Source organism: Bifidobacterium sp. W8112, from assembly GCF_016101425.1.
In the GTDB taxonomy this organism is placed as follows: domain Bacteria; phylum Actinomycetota; class Actinomycetes; order Actinomycetales; family Bifidobacteriaceae; genus Bombiscardovia; species Bombiscardovia apousia.
In genome coordinates this window covers 1-18,038 of the sequence record NZ_JACFQN010000001.1, presented here as the reverse complement: position 1 = coordinate 18,038, position 18,038 = coordinate 1, and the positions used below count along the sequence as shown (strand labels likewise).

The window sequence follows — 18,038 nt, the reverse complement described above, 5'->3', positions numbered from 1 at the left end:
CGATGACGACGGAAAAACCGCCCTTCGCAGGCTTCGAGGTACTGCTGATCACAGGCATGTCCGGCGCAGGCCGCTCCCGCGCCGCCGACTCCATGGAGGACATGGGCTGGTATGTGGTCGACAACATGCCCCCGCGCCTGCTGGTCCCCCTGGTCGACATGATGACCTCGGCCGGAAGCTCCCTGCACCGCCTGGCTGCCGTCATCGACGTCCGTTCCCGCTCCTACTTCGACGACCTGTCGGCCGTGCTCAGCCACCTGGACGATCTGGGCGTGCGCTGTCGCATCCTCTTTCTGGATGCCTCCGACCAGGTGCTGGTCAAACGCTATGAGTCCGTCCGCCGTCCCCACCCCCTGCAGGGCTCGGGCCGCCTGATCGACGGCATCCATGAGGAGCGCCGCCTGTTGGGCGGGCTCAAGGAGCGTGCCGACATGGTCATCGACACCTCCAACCTGAGCATCCATCAGCTCTCCACCCGCCTGTACGAAATGGTCCTGGGCTCCGGCCCGACCACCGTGGGCGTGCACATCATGAGCTTCGGATTCAAGTACGGCCTGCCCATCGATGCCGACTTCGTAGCCGACGTGCGCTTCCTGCCCAACCCCTACTGGGTCCCCGAGCTGCGCGACCTGAACGGCCATGACGGCCCGGTCCGCGACTATGTGATGGCCAGCAAGGGCGCCAAGGAGTTCCTGGATGCCTACACGACGGCCATTCTGACTGCGCTCAGCGGCTATGCGCGCGAGGACAAGCACTATGTCACCATCGCCTTTGGCTGCACTGGCGGACAGCACCGCTCGGTGGCCATGGCCGACGCTCTGGCCGCCCGTCTGCGGTCCCGAGGAATGGAGGTGACGGTCTCGGCCCGCGAGCTGCCGCACCGTTCCCGCGGATAGCCAAAGGCGCAATTTGTCCAAGATATTCGGTATCACAGTAATCCGGTGGTCGGCGCGGCAGGTGTGTCGCGCGGCCAAGAAGTATTCATTTTTCAGTATTTTTTCGTAGGAGGACGGCTCTTGGCCCTACTTGATGATGTCAAAAGCGAGCTGGCCGCGATTGACAACGAACCCCCCTCTGCCAAGAAAGCACAATCGGCGGCCATGATCCGCTTTGGCGGCGGACTGCACATCATTCAGCGTCACATCGTGGTGGAAGCGCAATTCGACTCCCTGCCGGCAGCGCAGTGGTTGCAGAACACCATCAGGGACGTCTACGGCCATGATTCCGATCTGATCCAGGTCAAGCGGCAGGCCCCAACCGGCAACCTGACCCGCTATTCGGTCCGCGTGCTGCGGGCGGGCGGCGCCCTGGCCCTGCAGACCGGCCTGCTGGACCGTCGCAAGCATCCGGTTCGCGGTCTCCCCGCCGACATCGTCTCCGGCAACATCGCCCAGGTCAAGGCCGCCTGGCGAGGGGCCTTCCTGGCCCATGGCGAGCTGTCCGACCCGGGCAAGGCCTCCTACCTGGAGATCGTCTGCCCTGGATCCGAAGCCGCCCTGGCCCTGGTGGGCGCCGCCCGCCGCCTGGGCATCAACGCCAAGGCCCGCCAGGTGCGCAGCTCCGAGCGCGTCACCCTGCGCGACCCGGACGTGATCGAACGCATGCTCAACCTGATGGGCGCCCCCAAGTCCTCCCGTGAGTGGACCGGCAAGCGCAGCGACGGTGAATCCCGCGGCAAGGCCAACCGCCTGGCCAACTTCGACGATGCCAATATGCGCCGCTCCGCCAAGGCCGCCGTCGAGGCCAGCGCCAAGGTCACCAAGGCCTTCCAGATTCTGGGCGACGACATCCCCGAGAACCTGCGTGCGGCCGGTCAGCTTCGTCTGGACCACAGGGAGGCCTCCCTGGAAGAGCTGGGCCGTCTGGCCGATCCGCCGGTCACCAAGGATGCTATCGCCGGACGCATCCGCCGTCTGCTGCAGCTGGCCACCAAGGTCGAAAAGAAGAGGGCCGAGGAAGAGGCCACACAAGAGTGAGATAGCTCACACAGGTCGGTCTGCCTGAGTACCATGGCAGGGGAGCGGGCGCATGGACCCGCAGTCAGAAAGGATACGCATGAAAACACTGAAGAGCCTCGGTGATCTCAAGGGCAAGCGCGTGCTCGTCCGCGCGGACTTCAACGTGCCGCTGGACGGCACCACTATTACGGACGACGGCCGCATCCGCGCCGCCTTGCCAACCATCGAGCAGCTTCGTGGCCAGGGCGCCAAGGTCATCCTCATGGCCCACCTGGGTCGCCCCAAGGGCAAGGTCGTTCCCGAGCTGAGCCTGGCCCCCGTGGCCGCCCGCCTGGGCGAGCTGCTGGGCGTGCAGGTTCCCCTGGCCGAGGACACCTACGGTCCCGATGCCCATGCCAAGGTGGCCGCCATGAACGACGGCGACGTGGTCCTGCTGCAGAACGTGCGCTACAACCCCGAGGAGACCAGCAAGGACGAGGCCGAGCGTGACGCCTACGCCCGCAAGATCGCCGACCTGGGCGATGTCTTCGTCTCCGACGGCTTCGGCGTGGTCCACCGCGCCCAGGGCTCCAACTACTCCGTGGCCAAGTTCCTGCCCTCCGCAGCAGGCCTGCTGGTCGAGAAGGAAGTCAAGGCCCTGTCCAAGGCGACCGAGAACCCCGAGCGGCCCTTCACGGTGGTCCTGGGCGGCTCCAAGGTCTCCGACAAGCTGGGCGTCATCGAGAACCTGCTCAGCAAGGCCGACCGTCTGGTCATCGGCGGCGGCATGGTCTTCACCTTCCTCAAGGCCGAGGGCTATGAGGTCGGCTCCTCCCTGCTGGAGGAGGATCAGGTCGACACCGTCAAGGGCTACATGGCCACCGCCCGCGAGAAGGGCGTGGAGCTGGTCCTGCCCACCGACATCGTGGTGGCTGACGAGTTCAAGGCGGATTCGCCCCACCAGGTGGTTCCTGCCGACGGCATCCCTGCAGACAAGATGGGTCTGGACATCGGTCCCGACTCCCAGAAGCTCTTCCACGACAAGATCGTGGACTCCAAGACCGTGGTCTGGAACGGTCCCATGGGCGTCTTCGAGTTCCCGGCATTCGCCGATGGCACCCGGGCTGTGGCCCAGGGCCTGGTCGATGCCACCAAGGCCGGAGCCTTCACCATCGTCGGCGGCGGCGACTCCGCCTCGGCCGTGCGCAACCTGGGCTTCCCCGAGGATGGCTTCTCGCACATCTCCACCGGCGGCGGCGCCTCCCTGGAGTTCCTTGAGGGCAAGGAGCTTCCCGGCCTTAAGGTGCTGGAGTAAGATCGGCAGACAGACGGGCAATGCCGGGTCACCGGGTTTCGCATCCGGCGGCCCGGCATTGTTGTTGTGCGGATGGAAAGGTCTGGTATGGCACGCATTCCCTTGGTGGCCGGCAATTGGAAGATGAACTTCGACCACCTGGAAGCCACCTATTTCGTGCAGAAGCTGGCCTGGCTCCTGCGCGACGCCCACTTCGACCGCAGGCGCTGCCAGGTGGCTCTGATGCCCGCCTTCACCGCCCTGCGTTCCGTCCAGGTGCTGGTGGAGGCCGACAACCTGCCCATCGAATACGGGGCGCAGGCCGTCTCAGTCACCGCCCAGGGCGCCTTCACCGGGGATGTGTCCGCCGACATGCTGGCTCAGCTGGGCTGCAGCTACGTCATCGTGGGCCACTCCGAGCGGCGCAAGTACCATCCCGAGGACGATGCCAACATCGTCGACCAGGTCCGTGCCGTCCTGGCTGCGGGCATGAAGCCCATCCTCTGCGTGGGGGAGAGCTACGAGGAGCGCCGCCAGGGCATCCAGCTGGACTTCGCCGTTGGCCAGGTCAATGACGTCACCCGTGACCTGGCCAAGGAGGACATGGAAAACCTGATCGTGGCCTACGAACCGGTCTGGGCCATCGGCACGGGCATGGTGGCCACCCCGGACACCGCCCAGCAGGCCGCCCGGGCCATCCGCGACCATATCTCAAGCAAGTTCGGGGAACCGGCCGGCCAGGCCGTGCGCATCCTCTACGGCGGCTCGGTCACCTCCAAGAACGCCTCCCAGATGATCACCCAGCCGGACGTGGACGGTTTTCTGGTGGGCGGCGCCTCCCTGGATGTGGAGGAGTTCTCGCGAATCGTGCGACTGGCCGCCAAGGGCTGATGCGTTTTTCCCCGGGTGTCTGTATACTTGTTCCCAGTTCCTTACATGGAGGTATGTGCCGTGACCATTGTCAAGATTGTGCTCGAAGTCGTTGTGATCCTCGCCAGCATACTGCTGACCATGCTGATTCTGTTGCACAAGGGCAAGGGCGGCGGCCTGTCCGATATGTTCGGTGGTGGAATCGGCTCCAACGCGGGCACCTCGGGCGCAGCCGAGAAGAACCTGAACCGGCTGACCATTATCGTGGCCCTGATCTGGGTGGCCATCATCATCGCCTTGGATCTCATTTCCAAGTACAAGCTGGCCTGATTCCCGCAGACAATACCTGAAATACCTGACCCCGGCATCGACCGGGGTTTTTCCATATCTAGGCGACTTCAGTGCAAGGTCCATAGTCCTTGACTATTACCACAATATGTCATTCACAATGCATCGATAATCCAACAATTTAGCCGTCTGACGGATAGAGTGGAGAACGGTGTGCCCGACGAGCGGCGCATCACACAATGCCGTGCAAGCTAAGCAAGCGAAAGGAAGTGCTCATGGCTGAGCAAGCTGCACCGAGCCTGGAGGGCTGGTTCTGCCTCCACCTCTTCTGGAAGATCGATTGGGCCAAGTGGCGCCGAGTGCCCCAGGGCGAACGCCGGGAATGCCTGGATGAGTTCAAGGCCCTGGCCGCACAGCTGGACGAGGTCCAGTCCCAGGGCCAGGGAAGCCACTACTGGTGCCAGGTCAACGGGCAAAAGGCCGACCTGGGCCTGATGGTTCTTAGGGAGACCCTGGATCAGCTGCAGGAGGTCGAGACCTCCCTGGAGAAGCTGCGCATCTCCGATTATCTGGAGCCGACCATCTCCTATGTGTCGGTCACCGAGGTGGGCCTCTACTCGGGCGAACCGACCACGGACCGTGGCTGGTCCTACGTCAACGCCAGCCTGCATCCCAAGACGCCCGACAAGCCCTACATCTGCTTCTATCCCATGTCGAAGACCCGCGTCCCCGGCGCCAACTGGTACACGCTGCCCTACGACCAGCGCAAGGCCTACATGCACGACCATGGCAAGATCGGCCGTTCCTACGCCGGCAAGGTCTCCATCATCCTGACGGGCTCCATCGGCCTGGACGACTACGAGTGGGGCGTCACGCTCTTCGCCGACGACCCTGTCCAATTCAAGAAGATCGTAACCGAGATGCGCTACATCGAAGCCAGCTCCATCTACGGCGAATTCCCCTACTTCCTGGTAGGCACCCATACCGATCCCGAGCGCATTGACAGGCTGCTCACGGACCAGATGGGACAGTAACACCATGTCTGCAAGAGAGAGAAGATCGATCCTTTCCACGCCCATATGGTTCTTCATGGTCATCGTCTTCATCACCCAGCTGGATGGGGGAGCGGTGCCGACCATGCTGCCGTCCATCACACGGACCTTCGGCCTGACCACCATGGGCTCCTCCTGGGTGGTCGGACTCTACACCCTGGGACTGGTGGTGGGCACGCCCATCACCTCCAACCTCTCCGACGCCCACGGGACCAGGAATGTCTTCCTCTGGGAGCTGGCCTTCTGGTTCCTTGGATGTCTGATGACGGCGGTCTCGCCCAACTACGCGGTCATGCTGCTGGGCCGGTTCATCCAGTCCCTGGGAGACAGCGGCATCATGGTCCTGTCCATGAACGTCCTGCTGCAGCGCGCCCGCAGGAACAACCAGGGCAGGAAGGTCTCCACGGTGGGCATCATCGCCGGGCTTTCCGCCATGGTCAGCCCGGTCCTTTCGGGCATGCTCCTGGGCATCACCCACGGATGGCGGGCCTACTACTTCATGATGCTGCCCTTCCTAGCCATTTTGTTCATTCTGGCCTGGTTCATGATGGGCGACTCGAAGACCGACCGCGCCTGGAAGACCGACTACCTGGGCCTGGGCTCCTTCAGCATCGCTCTGGCCCTGCTGATGGTGGCGATCACCTTCCTCCAGTACGGCACGACCTATCTGGGCCTGATCATCGGATGCCTCCTGGTCACCGTGGTGGCCGGCGCGGTCTTCCTGGTGCATGAGCGCAATCTGGGCGGTTCAAGCGAGACCATGCCCTTCCTGCCCATCCGCCTGCTGAAGCTGCCCTCCTATGGGCTCACCCTGCTGCTGGGGACCCTGGGAGGCATGTTCTTCTCTCTCTTCGTCTACATTCCGACCTATGTCCACTCCGTCTTCGGGCTCCCGGTCCGCTCGGCCGGCATGGTCATGGTCGGCGTCGGGCTCGGCTCTGTGGTCGGGTCCTGGCTGGGCGGGCTCTTGGTCGACAAGTTCGGCTACCGGACCACCCTCGTCTTCTCCTCATCGCTGATAGGCCTGATGGCCTTGGTGATCACCCTGACCCTGCACAACCTGCAGCTCTTCATGGTCCTGTCCTTCCTGATGGGGGTCGGAATGGGCTCCATGATGTCCTCGCCGCTCCAGGTCATCGCCGGAAGGCTGGCCGGGCCCGAGAACCGTATGCAGGCCATCGGCGGGCTGTCGGCCTGCAAGAAGATCGGCACCACCATCGCCCCCCTGCTCTTCGCCTCGGCCATTGAACTGGGCAAGGTGGGCGGAAAGGCCGGGCTGGCCTCCTACAGGAACATGTTCCTGGTGGTCATCGTCATAGCCCTGGTCAATATCGGCCTGACATACTGCATTCCATTTTCACAGAAAGAAGTTGCTAATGACTGAACCTACAGCTGTCCTCCTCATGGCTTACGGCACCCCCTACCAGGAGTCCGACATCAAGGGGTACTACACCAATATCCGCCATGGGCAGGAGCCGCCCAAGCCGCTCATGGACCAGCTGGTCGGCCGCTACAAGGCCATCGGTCTGCCTTCGCCCCTGGCCAGGATCACCACGGCCCAGCGCGACGGCCTCCAGGCTGCGCTGGACAAGGCCCACCCCGGTGCCTACAAGGTCTACGAAGGACTCAAGTACATCACTCCCTTCATCAAGGACGCAGTCGACCAGATTGCCGCCGACGGCATCACCAGGGTCATCGGTCTGCCCCTGGCCCCGCAGTACTCCTCCTATTCGAGCGAGGACTACCACAACCGCGCCCGCAAGGCCGTCGAGGCCCACCCGGGCATGGAATACCTGCCGGTGCGGTCCTGGTGGAACCACCAGGCGCTGATCCACTTCTGGAGCGACCAGCTGGTGGCCAAGAAGGATCTGACCGACCGGCCGGATACCAAGGTGATCTTCAGCGCCCACTCCCTGCCCCTGCGCATCATCCAGGGAGGGGACCCCTACAAGGATGAGGTCATCGGTCTATCCAATGCCGTGGCTCAGGCCGCCGGTCTCAAGGAGGACCAGTACGTGCTGGCCTGGCAGTCGGCAGGCCGCACCCAGGAGCCCTGGATCGGACCTGATTTCGTCACCGTGGCCAAGGATCTGATCACCAAGAGCGGCATGAAGACCATCGTCTCCGCCTCCATCGGCTTCATTGCCGACAACCTGGAGATCTGCTACGACGTGGACATGGAGCTGGCCAAGGCCATCGAGTCCGCCGGCGGCACCCTGACCAGGCTGAACATGCCCAACGACAGCCCAGCCCTGATCGCTACCCTGCAGCAGGTGGTCGAGGAGGCCAAGGCCGAGTAATCCCGCAGCGTCAAGAAATCCAGTAAAATCCAGCACTGATACCAATTGTGCCCCGTCCTGTTTGAACTGGACGGGGCACAATGTTTAATAGCTGCGACTGTCAGTCAGGCGCTCAGCCGTTGACGCGGTCGATGCCCTTTTGCACGTCGGAGAGGACCGAATCCCAGGAGTCGATGAAGGCGGCGACGCCATCGGCCTCCAGCTTGTCGGTCACATCCTTGATGTTGATGCCCAGGTCAGCCAGCTTCTGCATCACCTGGTGGCTCTCCTCGTAGGTGCCCTTGACCGAGGGAGCGCCGTTGCCGTGATCGGCCAGAGCGTTCAGGGTCTTCTCAGGCATGGTGTTGACCACGTCAGGGGCCACCAGCTCGTCCACGTACTTGCAGTCGGAGTAGGCGGCGTTCTTGGTGCCGGTGGAGGCCCATAGCGGACGCTGACGCTTGGCGCCCTTGGCTTCCAGGTCGGCCCAGCGAGGATCGCTGTCGAAGGCCTTCTCGAAGAGCTCGTAGGCCAGGCGGGCGTTGGCCACAGCAGCCTTGCCCTCCAGGGACTTGGCCTCGTCAGAGCCGTTGGCCTCCAGCAGCTTGTCAACCGCAGTGTCCACGCGGGAGACGAAGAAGGAGGCAACCGAGCCCATGTGCTTCAGGTCATGGCCGTTCTTGTCGGCCTGGACCATGCCCTCGATGAAGGCGTCGATGACCTGCTTGTAGCGCTCCAGGGAGAAGATCAGGGTCACGTTGACCGAGATGCCCTTGGCCAGGGTGGCGGTGATGGCAGGCAGGCCCTCCAAGGTGGCGGGGATCTTGATCATGGCGTTGGGACGATCGACCTTGTTCCAAAGCTCTTCGGCCTGCTTCTCGGTCTCTTCGGTGTTGTGGGCCAGACGAGGATCGACCTCGATGGAGACGCGTCCATCCACGTAGTCGGTCTTCTCGGCGACCTCGCGGAAGATGTCGGTGGCGTTGCGCACGTCGGTGGTGGTCAGCTCGCGGACGGCCTCCTCGACGGGGATGCGGCCCAGCTGCTTGAGCTGTTCGTCATAGGGACCCACCTGGCTCAGGGCCTTCTGGAAAATCGAGGGGTTGGTGGTCACGCCCACCACATTGCGCTCGGCGATCAGTTGCTGCAGATTGCCCGACTCGATGCGGGTGCGGCTCAGATCGTCCAACCAGATCGAGACACCTGAATCGCTGGTGCGCTGGGTGTTTGCATTTTCTGCCATCTTGTCACTCCTTATTTGGGTTCCCGATGGAATCACATTCACTATGCACTACCGGGAAGTCTGTTGCTGTATTCCCGCAGGCCCGCGTTTCGGGCGTGCCTGCAGGGGAGGGGGCCGGCGTCGCGGACGGCCCCCGATTGATCACGATTCCGGGTTCAGCGGGCCCGACGGACTTCCTCCAGGGAAGCCTGTGCTGCTTCGACCACATGATCGGCGGTGATGCCCAGGTCGCGCATGTTCTCGTCGCCGCTGCCCTGCAGGCCGAACTGCTCGATGGAGACGGGCTTGCCATAGCTGCCCAGGTACTTGTACCAGGGCGTGGCCAGTCCGGCTTCAACGGAGACGCGGGCCTTGACGGAGGCGGGCAGAACGGCTTCCTTGTACTCGTCGTCCTGCTCCTCGAACCACTCCAGCGAGGGCACGGAGATGACGCGGGCCTTGACGCCCTGCTCGGCCAGGGTCTTGGATGCGGCCACAGCGTGCTGCACCTCGGAGCCGGTGGCCATGATCAGCACATCCGGCTGGCCCTCGGTGTCGACCAGCACGTAGGCGCCCTTGCGCACGCCCTCGCGGGCCTTGGCCTTGGTCTCTTCCAGGGTGGGCACGCCCTGCCTGGTCAGGATCATGGCCGTGGGGTGGGTGTTGTCCTTCTCGAAGAAGGCGCGGTAGGCCTCAGCGGTCTCGTACTGATCGGCCGGGCGCACAACCTCCATCTGGGGGATGGCGCGCACGGCGGTCAGGTGCTCGATGGGCTGGTGGGTGGGGCCATCCTCGCCTAGGGCCACGGAGTCGTGGGTCCACACATACAGGTTGGGGATGTCCATCAGGGCGGCCAGGCGCACCGAGGGGCGCTCATAGTCGCTGAACTGGAAGAAGGTCCCGTTGTAGGGCCTGGTGTCCGAACCCAGCAGGATGCCGTTGGTGATGGCGCCCATGCCGAACTCGCGCACGCCGAAGTGCAGCTGGCGGCCGTACTTGCTGGCCTTGGGCCACTGGACGGTCTTGTCGGCCTCGGGGGCGAAGGAGACAGCACCGTTGATGTTGGTGTTGTTGGAGCCGCCCAGATCGGCGGATCCTCCCCAGAGCTCGGGCATGATGGGGGCCAGGGCGTTGATGACCGCGCCGGAAGCCTTGCGGGTGGCCACCTTGGAGCCGGGCTCGAAGCCAGCCTCCAGGTCGTCCAGGGCCTTGTCGAAGCCCTCGGGCAGCTTGCCGGCATGGATGCGGTCGTAGAGGTCGGCCTTGTCGGGGTTGGCCTTGCGCCAGGCCTGGTACTTCTCGTCCCAGTCCTTGTGGGCGGCCAGGCCGCGCTGGGCGACCTCGCGGGCGTGGGCCAGGGCCTCCTCGTCGATCTGGAAGCTCTGCTCAGGGTCGTAGCCCAGGGTCTTCTTCAGGCCGGCGACGGCCTCGGCGCCCAGGGCTGAGCCGTGGGCTGAAGGATCGTTGGTCTTGCCGGGGGTGGGCCAGGCCATCAGGGTGTCCACCTTGATGAACTTGGGCCGGTCGGTGACTTGCTCGGCCTTCTCCAGGACGGCAGCCAGGCCCTCGACGTCCTCCTTGTAGGAGCCGTCGGGCTGGATGAAGCTGAACTCGTCGGTGTACCAGCCGTAGGCCTGGTAGCGCTTGAGGATGTCCTCGCCCAGGGCGATGCGGGTATCGCCCTCGATCTGGATGTGGTTGGCATCGAAGATGACGGTCAGGTTGCCCAGGCGCTGGTCGCCGGCCAGGGAGCTGGCCTCGGAGGAGACGCCCTCCTCGACGTCGCCCTCGCCGCAGATGACCCAGATCTTATGGTCGAAGGGGGACTGCCCCTCGGGTGCGTCCGGATCCAGCAGACCGCGCTCGTAGCGCTGACCATAGGCGAAGCCCACGGCCGAGGCCAGACCCTGGCCCAGCGGGCCGGTGGTCATCTCGATGCCGGGGGTCAGGCCGTACTCGGGGTGGCCGGGGGTCCTGGTGCCGGCGGTGCGGAAGCGCTTCAGATCGTCCAGGGTCAGTCCGTACCCGGAGAAGTAGAGCTGCACGTACTGGGTCAGCGAGGCGTGGCCGCCGGAAAGAATGAACCGATCACGCCCAACCCAGTCGGGGTCGTTGGGGTCGTGACGGATGAAGTGCTGGTAGAGCGCGTAAGCGATGGGCGCCAGCGAAATAGGGGAGCCGGGGTGGCCGCTTCCGGCCTTCTCGACCGCGTCGGCCGAGAGGACCTTGGCCATCTTGACAGCCCGCTCATCGAGTTCGGACCATGTGAAATCTGCCATATGGTGCTGCTTTCCTTCCAATCTAGAGGTCTTCATGTTCGACTTGTGTCGAAAATGTTCGATTACCTTCACATTGCGTTTCCATCGTATCGGTTCGAGACGACACAATTCGGCTCTTCGCGCGACATTTTGGCACTCTCGTGGCCCGAGTGCTAATAATGAAACCATGACGGAAGGAGCGACATTGCCTAATACCAGACGCATGCTGGTGCTGCGCGCGGTCGTCGAGGACTATATCCGTTCTCGCGAGCCGGTAGGGTCAGGTTCGCTCACCAGAAATCATCAGCTTGGAGTCAGCTCCGCCACCGTGCGCAACGACATGGCGGCCCTGGAGAGCGAGGGCTACCTGGTCCAGCCCCACACCTCGGCCGGCCGCATCCCTACCCAGAAGGGCTACCGTTACTTCGTCGACAGGCTGGCCACCATCGTGCCCCTGTCCGCCGCCCAGCGCCGGGGGATCAACGCCTTCCTGTCCGGGTCGGTCAACCTGGAGGACACCCTGCAGCACGCCGCCCGGCTTCTGGCCCAGATCACCGGGCAGATCGCCGTGGTGGCCTCGCCCTCCCTGGCCAGCTCGAACCTGCGCCGGGCCGAGCTTATAGGACTGAGCCGGGGGACCGTGCTTATGGTGGTCATCACCGACACCGGCCGGGTGGTCCAGCGCACCCTGCACGGGCCCCTGCAGGAGGACCCGAACGCCCTGGCGGACCTGTCCGACAAGATCAACAGGCAGTGCCAGGACCTGCCCCTGGACCGCGCCGCCGACCGCTGCCGCATGCTGGCCGACTCCCTCACCGAGGGCCGTGACAAATCCATGCTGCGCCTGGTGGCCACGGTCTTCGACGAGATGGCCACCCGGGAGCAGACCAGCGGCCTCTACATGGCCGGCACCTCCCAGCTGACCCACAGCCAGGCCGTCTCCCTGGGGGACCTGGGCTCGCTCCTGGATGCCCTGGAAGAGCAGGTGGTGCTCATGCGGCTCATGCGGGCCCAGAGCGAGCTTTCACGCGAGAGCAACGGGGTCAGCGTGGCCATCGGCACCGAGACCCGGACCCCCGAACTGGCCCACGCCTCGGTGGTCACCAGCGGATACGGCCATGCCCGGTCCAGGCAGAACGACGGCTCCGAAGCCGACGAGCCAGTGGCCTTCGTGGGCTCCATCGGTCCGACCCATATGGACTATCCGGCGACCATGAGCGCGGTTCGTGCCGTGGCCTCCTATTTGACCGGTTTCCTGGCCGGCGACGGGGAGCGGTGACCGTCAAGGCAAACGCATAAGTCATAGGTATCGTGGGCCCATGCAACTATGGGTCGAGAGGGCATCAAACGAAAAGGATGATCGGTGGCAGATTACTACGAGGTTTTGGGAGTCGAGCGCGGCGCGAGCGATCAGGACATCAAGCGTGCCTATCGCAAGATGAGCCGCAAGTACCACCCGGACATCGCCGGGCCTGAATACGAGGACAAGTTCAAGGAGGTCAACAGCGCCTACGAGGTGCTCTCCGACCCCGAGAAGCGGCGCATGTACGACGCGGGCGTGGACCCCAACGATCCCCAGGCCTCCCAGGGGGGCAGCCCCTTCGACATGGGCGACGTCTTCAACCAGTTCTTCGGCGGCGGCTTCGGAGGCACCACCCAGGGACCCATCCCGCGCACCCAGCCGGGCCGGGACGCCCTGGCCCAGGTCTCCGTGGACATGAAGACCGCCATCTTCGGCGGGGTGGTACGCACCCCCATCAGCACCTACGGCCTCTGCCGGGAGTGCGGCGGCTCGGGGGCCCAGAAGGGGACCTCCCCGGTGACCTGCCCGGTCTGCAACGGCAAGGGCTATGCCCAGAAGGTGGTGCGGACCCTGCTGGGGCAGATGATGAGCCAGGCGCCCTGCGAGCGGTGCGAGGGCCACGGCACCATCATCGAGCACCCCTGCCCGGTCTGCAACGGCCACGGCCGTGTGCGCACCCGCCGCGAGGTGGGCGTCAACGTGCCCGCAGGCGTGGCTGACGGCTCCCGGCTGCGGCTGGCCTCCCAGGGCGAGGTGGGCGAGGGCGGCGGTGCCGCCGGCGACCTGTACATAGACATCACCATCAAGCCCGACAAGCACTACACCCGCAGCGGCCAGGACCTGCACTGCTGGATCGCCGTGCCCATGACCTGGGCCGTGCTGGGCCACCAGGTCGACCTGGAGACCTTCGACGGCCAGCGCCAGGTGGATATCCCCGCCGGCTGCCAGCCTGACCAGGAGATCACCATCAAGGGCCTGGGCGTCACCAGACTGGGCAACCGGGAGGAGCGCGGCGACATCATCGTCCACGTGCTGGTCCAGATCCCCACCAAGCTGGACGACGATCAGCGCCGCCTGATTGAGGACTTCGCCAACAGCCACGACTCCGAAGCCAAGCAGGTCCCGCAGAGTGCCAAGCCTGCCGGAGTCGGGGGCCGCAAGGGGATCTTCGGCAAGCTCAAGGACATCTTCAGCTGAGTCGGTTGAGTCAGCCCAGCAGCGACCGGCACATGGACCGGTACTCGCTCACATAGCCGCCGCCGAAGAAGGCGCAGTGCCCGGCGATGGCGTAGAGCTGCCAGAGCGTGGTCCGGTTCTGGTAGCCGGCCGCCAGGGGATGCACGCTCTGGTAGCCGTCCAGAATCTGCCCCAGGTAGGGGATGCCGAACAGCTGCAGCATGGCCAGGTCCTCCTCGCGGTGGCCGCCGTGGGCTGCGGGGTCGATCAGGACGGCCTGGGTGTTCCCGTCGTTCCTGGTCCACATGACGTTCCCGCTCCAGAGGTCCCCGTGGACCCGGGCGGGCTTGTCATTGGCGGCCGCGCCCAGCAGCTCAGGCAGGGCCTGGATCACCTCTTCGGTCATCTTCATGTCATCGCGGTTCAGAGCCCGCCGATCCATGGCCATGCCCACCATGGGCTCCAGCCGTCCCTTGGCCCAGTAGGTGGCCGGGTCGTCCCAGGCGCCCACGTCCATGGGGAGCGGATCCTGCAGGGGTCCGAAGTAGCAGGTGCCCGTGTAACCCTCGGGCGCGGAGCCGAAGTGGTCGGCCCCGGCATCATGCATATGGGCCAGCTGGGCGCCGAAGCGGTAGGCCGCGCCGGGCGTGGGGGAGGCGGAGGTCACCTCCTCGATGTCCAGGTAGTCCGGGCCCCAGTCGTAGACGTCCACCACCCGGGGACCGCCCTGCGCCTGAGCCTGGCCCAGCCATTGCAGCCCGCGCCCCTCGCACTCGAAGAATCCCGCCGGGGCCCCGCCCCTGGATTTTCTGTAGGTCTTGGCCATGATGATCCACACCCCTATTCGTCGAGTCGTCGATTCCGACAAGACCCATTGTGGGCATTCTGCGAGACATGCCCGGCCCTTGGCTCTGCCTGCCCCGCGCGGTGGCTATGCTTGCCATTGTTGTCCGACATAGCAAGAGGGGTCCATGAATTTCTTCGAAGCCATTCTGTTCGGCCTGGTGCAGGCCCTGACGGAGTATTTCCCCGTCTCATCCAGCGCCCATATCCGCATTGTGGGCGGCCTGCTGGGCCAGGACCCGGGCGCGGCCTTCACAGCCATCATCCAATTCGGCACCGAGCTGGCGGTCCTGCTCTACTTCCGGCATGACATTGCCCGCATACTGACCCACTGGTTCCGCTGCCTGGCCGGCAAGGACGGCTCCTCCTGGCGTGAGCGGATGGGCTCCAAGGACCATGACGCGGCCCTGGGCTGGTACATCATTCTGGGCACCCTGCCCATCGTGGTGGCTGGCCTGCTCTTCCAGAAGATCATCGAGACCAAGCTGCGCAACCTCTGGATCACCGTGGTGGTGCTGATCGTCTTCGGACTGCTGCTGGACTACTTCGACCGCCACGGCCGCCAGAACAAGGAGATCCGCCAGATGAGCGCCCGGGACGCCCTGCTCTTCGGCATCGGGCAGATGCTGGCCCTGATCCCCGGGGTCTCCCGCTCGGGCGGCACCATGACCTTCGGCCGCGCCCTGGGCTACACCCGCGAGTCCGCCACCCGGGTCAGCTTCCTCATGGCCATCCCCGCCGTCTTCGGCGCCGGCATCCTCGAGACGGTAAAATCCTTGAAAAACATCAACGCGGACGCCGCCTTCCCCGGCTGGGGCGCCACCATCTGCGCCACCGTGGTCAGCTTCCTGCTGGGATACATCGTCATCATCGCCTTTTTGAAGATCGTCTCGCGCTTCTCCTACCGGGGATTCGTCATCTACCGGATCGGCCTGGCCATCTTCGTGGCCATCATGCTCATGGTCGGCGCCCTGCCCGCAGTAGGGGGCGTGGCGGCCAGCTGAGCCTGGGTGAATTGCCGGGGGATTCGACGCTCACATGGCCCCGTGATAGGATTTGCTCATGTGCTGCCCATGGTTGCGGGGGACTGGGTAAGCCAAGCGTTTTGAATCCTTTGGGGAGGTTTGTTGTGGTTTCGTCGTCGACGTCTGCCGGTTCTCGTAAGCATAGGTTTGGCCTGCGGCCGCTCATGTCAGCATTGGTGCTGATACCCCTGCTGCTGACCGGCATGGCCACCGGCACCGTCTTCGCCTCCGGCTCAGATGTCAACGGGGGGGGGGGGTCGTTATACCGCTCAGGTAGATAACGGTTCCCTGAGCGATCTACAACCGACCAGTCTGCCTTCCCCGTCGCCGCTGACGACGTCGTCTGTTTCTTCTTCCCCTGTTCAAACCCCGACAGGTTCTTCCCAATCCCTTGGAATCTCGCCATCCAGCTCTTATTCACCTACTGGGACCCAGTCTGCTGCTGCTTCCCATACTGTGGTGTTCGACCCTGCTAGTGGAAGCAAAACCAAACGTGTAACTGTGCCGGATGGCTCCTTGGCGTCGCCTCCTGCTGATAATCCGAAGCGCGACGGCTACCGTTTCGACGGCTGGTCCGAGCATGACGCAATGATGGATTTCCGCACCCCGATCACCAGAGACACCGCCTTGAAGGCCAAGTGGACCCCGGTGACTGACTGGGCGCTCAGCCCCGACCATGGTCCGGCTTCCGGCGGCACCAGCATCACCATCACACCCCCGAATGCGGACTCACCCTCGTTCAGCATCCTGGAAGCCCATGACGACAAGCTGATCGGCGTGACCGGCGATGGCCGCCTGTACATCTGGACATCAAACGCTGAAATGCCTGTTCAGGTGCCATCGCCTCAGGGCGAACCCGGTGACATGCGATTCATAACTGGGATAGTTGGCCATAACGGCTTTGCGGCCTTGAGCAGGGACCACCGCATCTACACCTGGAGCAAAGGTGGGGATACACCTGCCTTGCTTGACGCAGATTCCACGACGTACACCAGCATTGCCATGGCTGCCGACCACCTCGTAGCAGTGAATCAGGATGGCCGTATACGCACATGGAGCATCAAGGGGGAGCTGACAGGAAAGGCCATAAGCCTGCCCAAGCAGGCCTCAGCAATCAAGGTGGCTGGCAATGCTGATCGCCTGCTCGCCATGGACAGCAAGGGCAGAATCTGGGCTTGGAAGCCGGATACCGTTGATACCACTCAGATCCAACTCGTCAAGATTGCTCACCGAATTGTTCAGATATCAGCCACGGATCATGGCTTTGTGCTTCTGGACTCAACCGGCCAGACCAGTTATCTGGACAACAGACAAACCCAGCCAGAATTGCTGATTATGCCCGACCATTCTGCCGTCACAGCAATAAGCAGTGACGCTACACAAGCAGCGTTGGTTGATTCCAATGGTCTTGTCTGGGCCTGGAAGCCCGGCGAAGCGCCCAAGCGTGCGGACGACGGGAGCCAGCAGTACGTGCAGGCTGCAAGCACCGGCGGCAGGATCGCCGCCGTCAGCAGGCAGGGCGGCATGCTCGCGTGGAGCATGGACACCCAAGGCAACCACGGCAAACCCGACAGGCTCGACACCACTGCTGCGCCCACCTTGGCATCAGCCAGCCTGGACGGCCAGGCATTGACGCTCAGCAGGAGCAACGGCTCCTGGCAGGCGGACATGCCCGCCCGCCAGCCGGGGCCGGCCGTCATCCTCATCACGGGCAGGCAGGACGGGCAGCCGTTCACCAGGAGCCTTGCGTACACGGTCGACCAGCCGCCGGCACGAGCTGCCGAACCAGGATCCGCGTTCACGGTCCGCTTCGACACGGGCGGCGGAAGCCCGATGCCAGCAGACCAGCATGTCTCCTCCCCGTACGGGAGGGCGAAGCGCCCCTCCCCCGACCCGGCGCGGGAAGGATTCCTGTTCGACGGATGGTTTATTGGCGAGGTCGCCTATGATTTCAGCAGGCCCGTCGACAAGGACCTGACCCTGGCCGCCCGCTGGACGCCGGCAGGCCGGAACAGCAGGTGGAGCATCAGCCCTGATAAGGGCAGCCAGCTGGGCAGGGAACCCGCCACCATCACCCCGCCCGACAGCGCCAGCCGCGGCATCAGGTTCAGCCAAGTCAGCGGATCACCAAACACCAGCTATGGTTTTTCCTTGGCGGTGGGCAGCGACGGGAACGCCTACGCCTGGGGAGACAACTACTATGGCCAGCTCGGCAACGGGACGAGAGACGACAAGCATGCGCCGGTCAGGGTGAAGACGCCCGACCGGAAGGCGTACCCGGACCTGCCGGAGGATTTCACCTACCTGCAGGTCAGCGCCGGAGGCTCTCATTCCCTGGCCGTGGGCAGCGACGGCAACGTTTACGCCTGGGGATACAACGGCTCTGGCCAGCTCGGCGACGGGACAAGAGACGACAAGCATGCGCCGGTCATGGTGAGGAAGCCCGACCGCAACACCTACCCGGACCTGCCAGCGGACTTCACCTACCTGC

Annotated in this window: 15 protein-coding genes; 12 read left to right on the top strand and 3 right to left on the bottom strand. The window is 64.3% G+C overall.

Going from position 1 to position 18,038, the window contains the following annotated elements; translation table 11 throughout:
• Nucleotides 1-2: 2 nt before the first annotated feature.
• The 8 genes from rapZ to hemH all read left to right on the top strand — a co-directional run bounded on the left by rapZ (nt 3) and on the right by hemH (nt 7,741).
• Nucleotides 3-896: an RNase adapter RapZ gene (rapZ, locus tag H3T92_RS00075; RefSeq protein ID WP_101432393.1), complete on the top strand. Its 894-nt coding sequence runs from the start codon at nt 3-5 to the stop codon at nt 894-896.
• 120 nt (nt 897-1,016) lie between these two features.
• Nucleotides 1,017-1,976, top strand: a complete 960-nt coding sequence (gene whiA, locus H3T92_RS00070) for a DNA-binding protein WhiA (RefSeq protein ID WP_144085587.1) — start codon at nt 1,017-1,019, stop codon at nt 1,974-1,976.
• 79 nt (nt 1,977-2,055) lie between these two features.
• Entirely contained in the window at nt 2,056-3,252 is a 1,197-nt protein-coding gene (locus H3T92_RS00065; protein WP_024628061.1) for a phosphoglycerate kinase, read from the top strand.
• Nucleotides 3,253-3,339: 87 nt separating this feature from the next.
• Entirely contained in the window at nt 3,340-4,122 is a 783-nt protein-coding gene (tpiA, locus tag H3T92_RS00060) for a triose-phosphate isomerase (protein WP_045924435.1), read from the top strand.
• A gap of 60 nt (nt 4,123-4,182) precedes the next feature.
• Nucleotides 4,183-4,431 (top strand): preprotein translocase subunit SecG, encoded by a 249-nt coding sequence (gene secG, locus H3T92_RS00055; RefSeq protein ID WP_045924434.1) that lies wholly within the window; start codon nt 4,183-4,185, stop codon nt 4,429-4,431.
• 233 nt (nt 4,432-4,664) lie between these two features.
• Nucleotides 4,665-5,423 carry a hydrogen peroxide-dependent heme synthase gene (gene hemQ / locus H3T92_RS00050; RefSeq protein WP_198189203.1) on the top strand — a complete coding sequence of 253 codons (759 nt, stop codon included), beginning with the start codon at nt 4,665-4,667 and terminating at the stop codon, nt 5,421-5,423.
• A gap of 4 nt (nt 5,424-5,427) precedes the next feature.
• Nucleotides 5,428-6,825, top strand: a complete 1,398-nt coding sequence (locus tag H3T92_RS00045; protein ID WP_198189202.1) for an MFS transporter — start codon at nt 5,428-5,430, stop codon at nt 6,823-6,825.
• Nucleotides 6,818-7,741 (top strand): ferrochelatase, encoded by a 924-nt coding sequence (hemH, locus tag H3T92_RS00040; RefSeq protein WP_198189201.1) that lies wholly within the window; start codon nt 6,818-6,820, stop codon nt 7,739-7,741. The genes H3T92_RS00045 and hemH overlap by 8 nt, the downstream gene beginning before the upstream one ends.
• 112 nt (nt 7,742-7,853) lie before the next feature.
• Here the strand turns inward: hemH and tal are convergent, their stop codons facing one another.
• Both tal and tkt read right to left on the bottom strand, forming a co-directional pair.
• Nucleotides 7,854-8,963: a transaldolase gene (gene tal, locus H3T92_RS00035; RefSeq protein WP_154313493.1), complete on the bottom strand. Its 1,110-nt coding sequence runs from the start codon at nt 8,961-8,963 to the stop codon at nt 7,854-7,856.
• 155 nt (nt 8,964-9,118) lie between these two features.
• Nucleotides 9,119-11,221 carry a transketolase gene (tkt, locus tag H3T92_RS00030; protein WP_198189200.1) on the bottom strand — a complete coding sequence of 701 codons (2,103 nt, stop codon included), beginning with the start codon at nt 11,219-11,221 and terminating at the stop codon, nt 9,119-9,121.
• A 184-nt stretch (nt 11,222-11,405) separates the two neighbouring features.
• On the opposite strand from tkt, the gene hrcA reads away from it, so the two are divergent.
• Together hrcA and dnaJ are read left to right on the top strand one after the other, a co-directional pair.
• On the top strand, nt 11,406-12,479 hold the full coding sequence (hrcA, locus tag H3T92_RS00025) for a heat-inducible transcriptional repressor HrcA (protein ID WP_198189199.1): 1,074 nt from the start codon (nt 11,406-11,408) through the stop codon (nt 12,477-12,479).
• Nucleotides 12,480-12,563: 84 nt separating this feature from the next.
• The gene (gene dnaJ / locus H3T92_RS00020; protein ID WP_198189198.1) at nt 12,564-13,700 is read left to right on the top strand and encodes a molecular chaperone DnaJ; all 1,137 of its coding nucleotides are present in this window, start codon (nt 12,564-12,566) and stop codon (nt 13,698-13,700) included.
• 10 nt (nt 13,701-13,710) lie between these two features.
• Here dnaJ and H3T92_RS00015 read toward each other — a convergent pair whose 3' ends face one another.
• A complete protein-coding gene (locus tag H3T92_RS00015) occupies nt 13,711-14,505 on the bottom strand; it encodes a fructosamine kinase family protein (protein WP_198179650.1) in 795 nt (264 codons plus the stop codon).
• Between the two features lie 145 nt (nt 14,506-14,650).
• Here H3T92_RS00015 and H3T92_RS00010 point away from each other — a divergent pair, with 145 nt between their 5' ends.
• Nucleotides 14,651-15,526 carry an undecaprenyl-diphosphate phosphatase gene (locus tag H3T92_RS00010; RefSeq protein ID WP_029678827.1) on the top strand — a complete coding sequence of 292 codons (876 nt, stop codon included), beginning with the start codon at nt 14,651-14,653 and terminating at the stop codon, nt 15,524-15,526.
• A 258-nt stretch (nt 15,527-15,784) separates the two neighbouring features.
• Nucleotides 15,785-18,038 (top strand): InlB B-repeat-containing protein (locus tag H3T92_RS00005; RefSeq protein WP_232341983.1); only part of this gene is annotated, 2,254 nt, incomplete at its 3' end.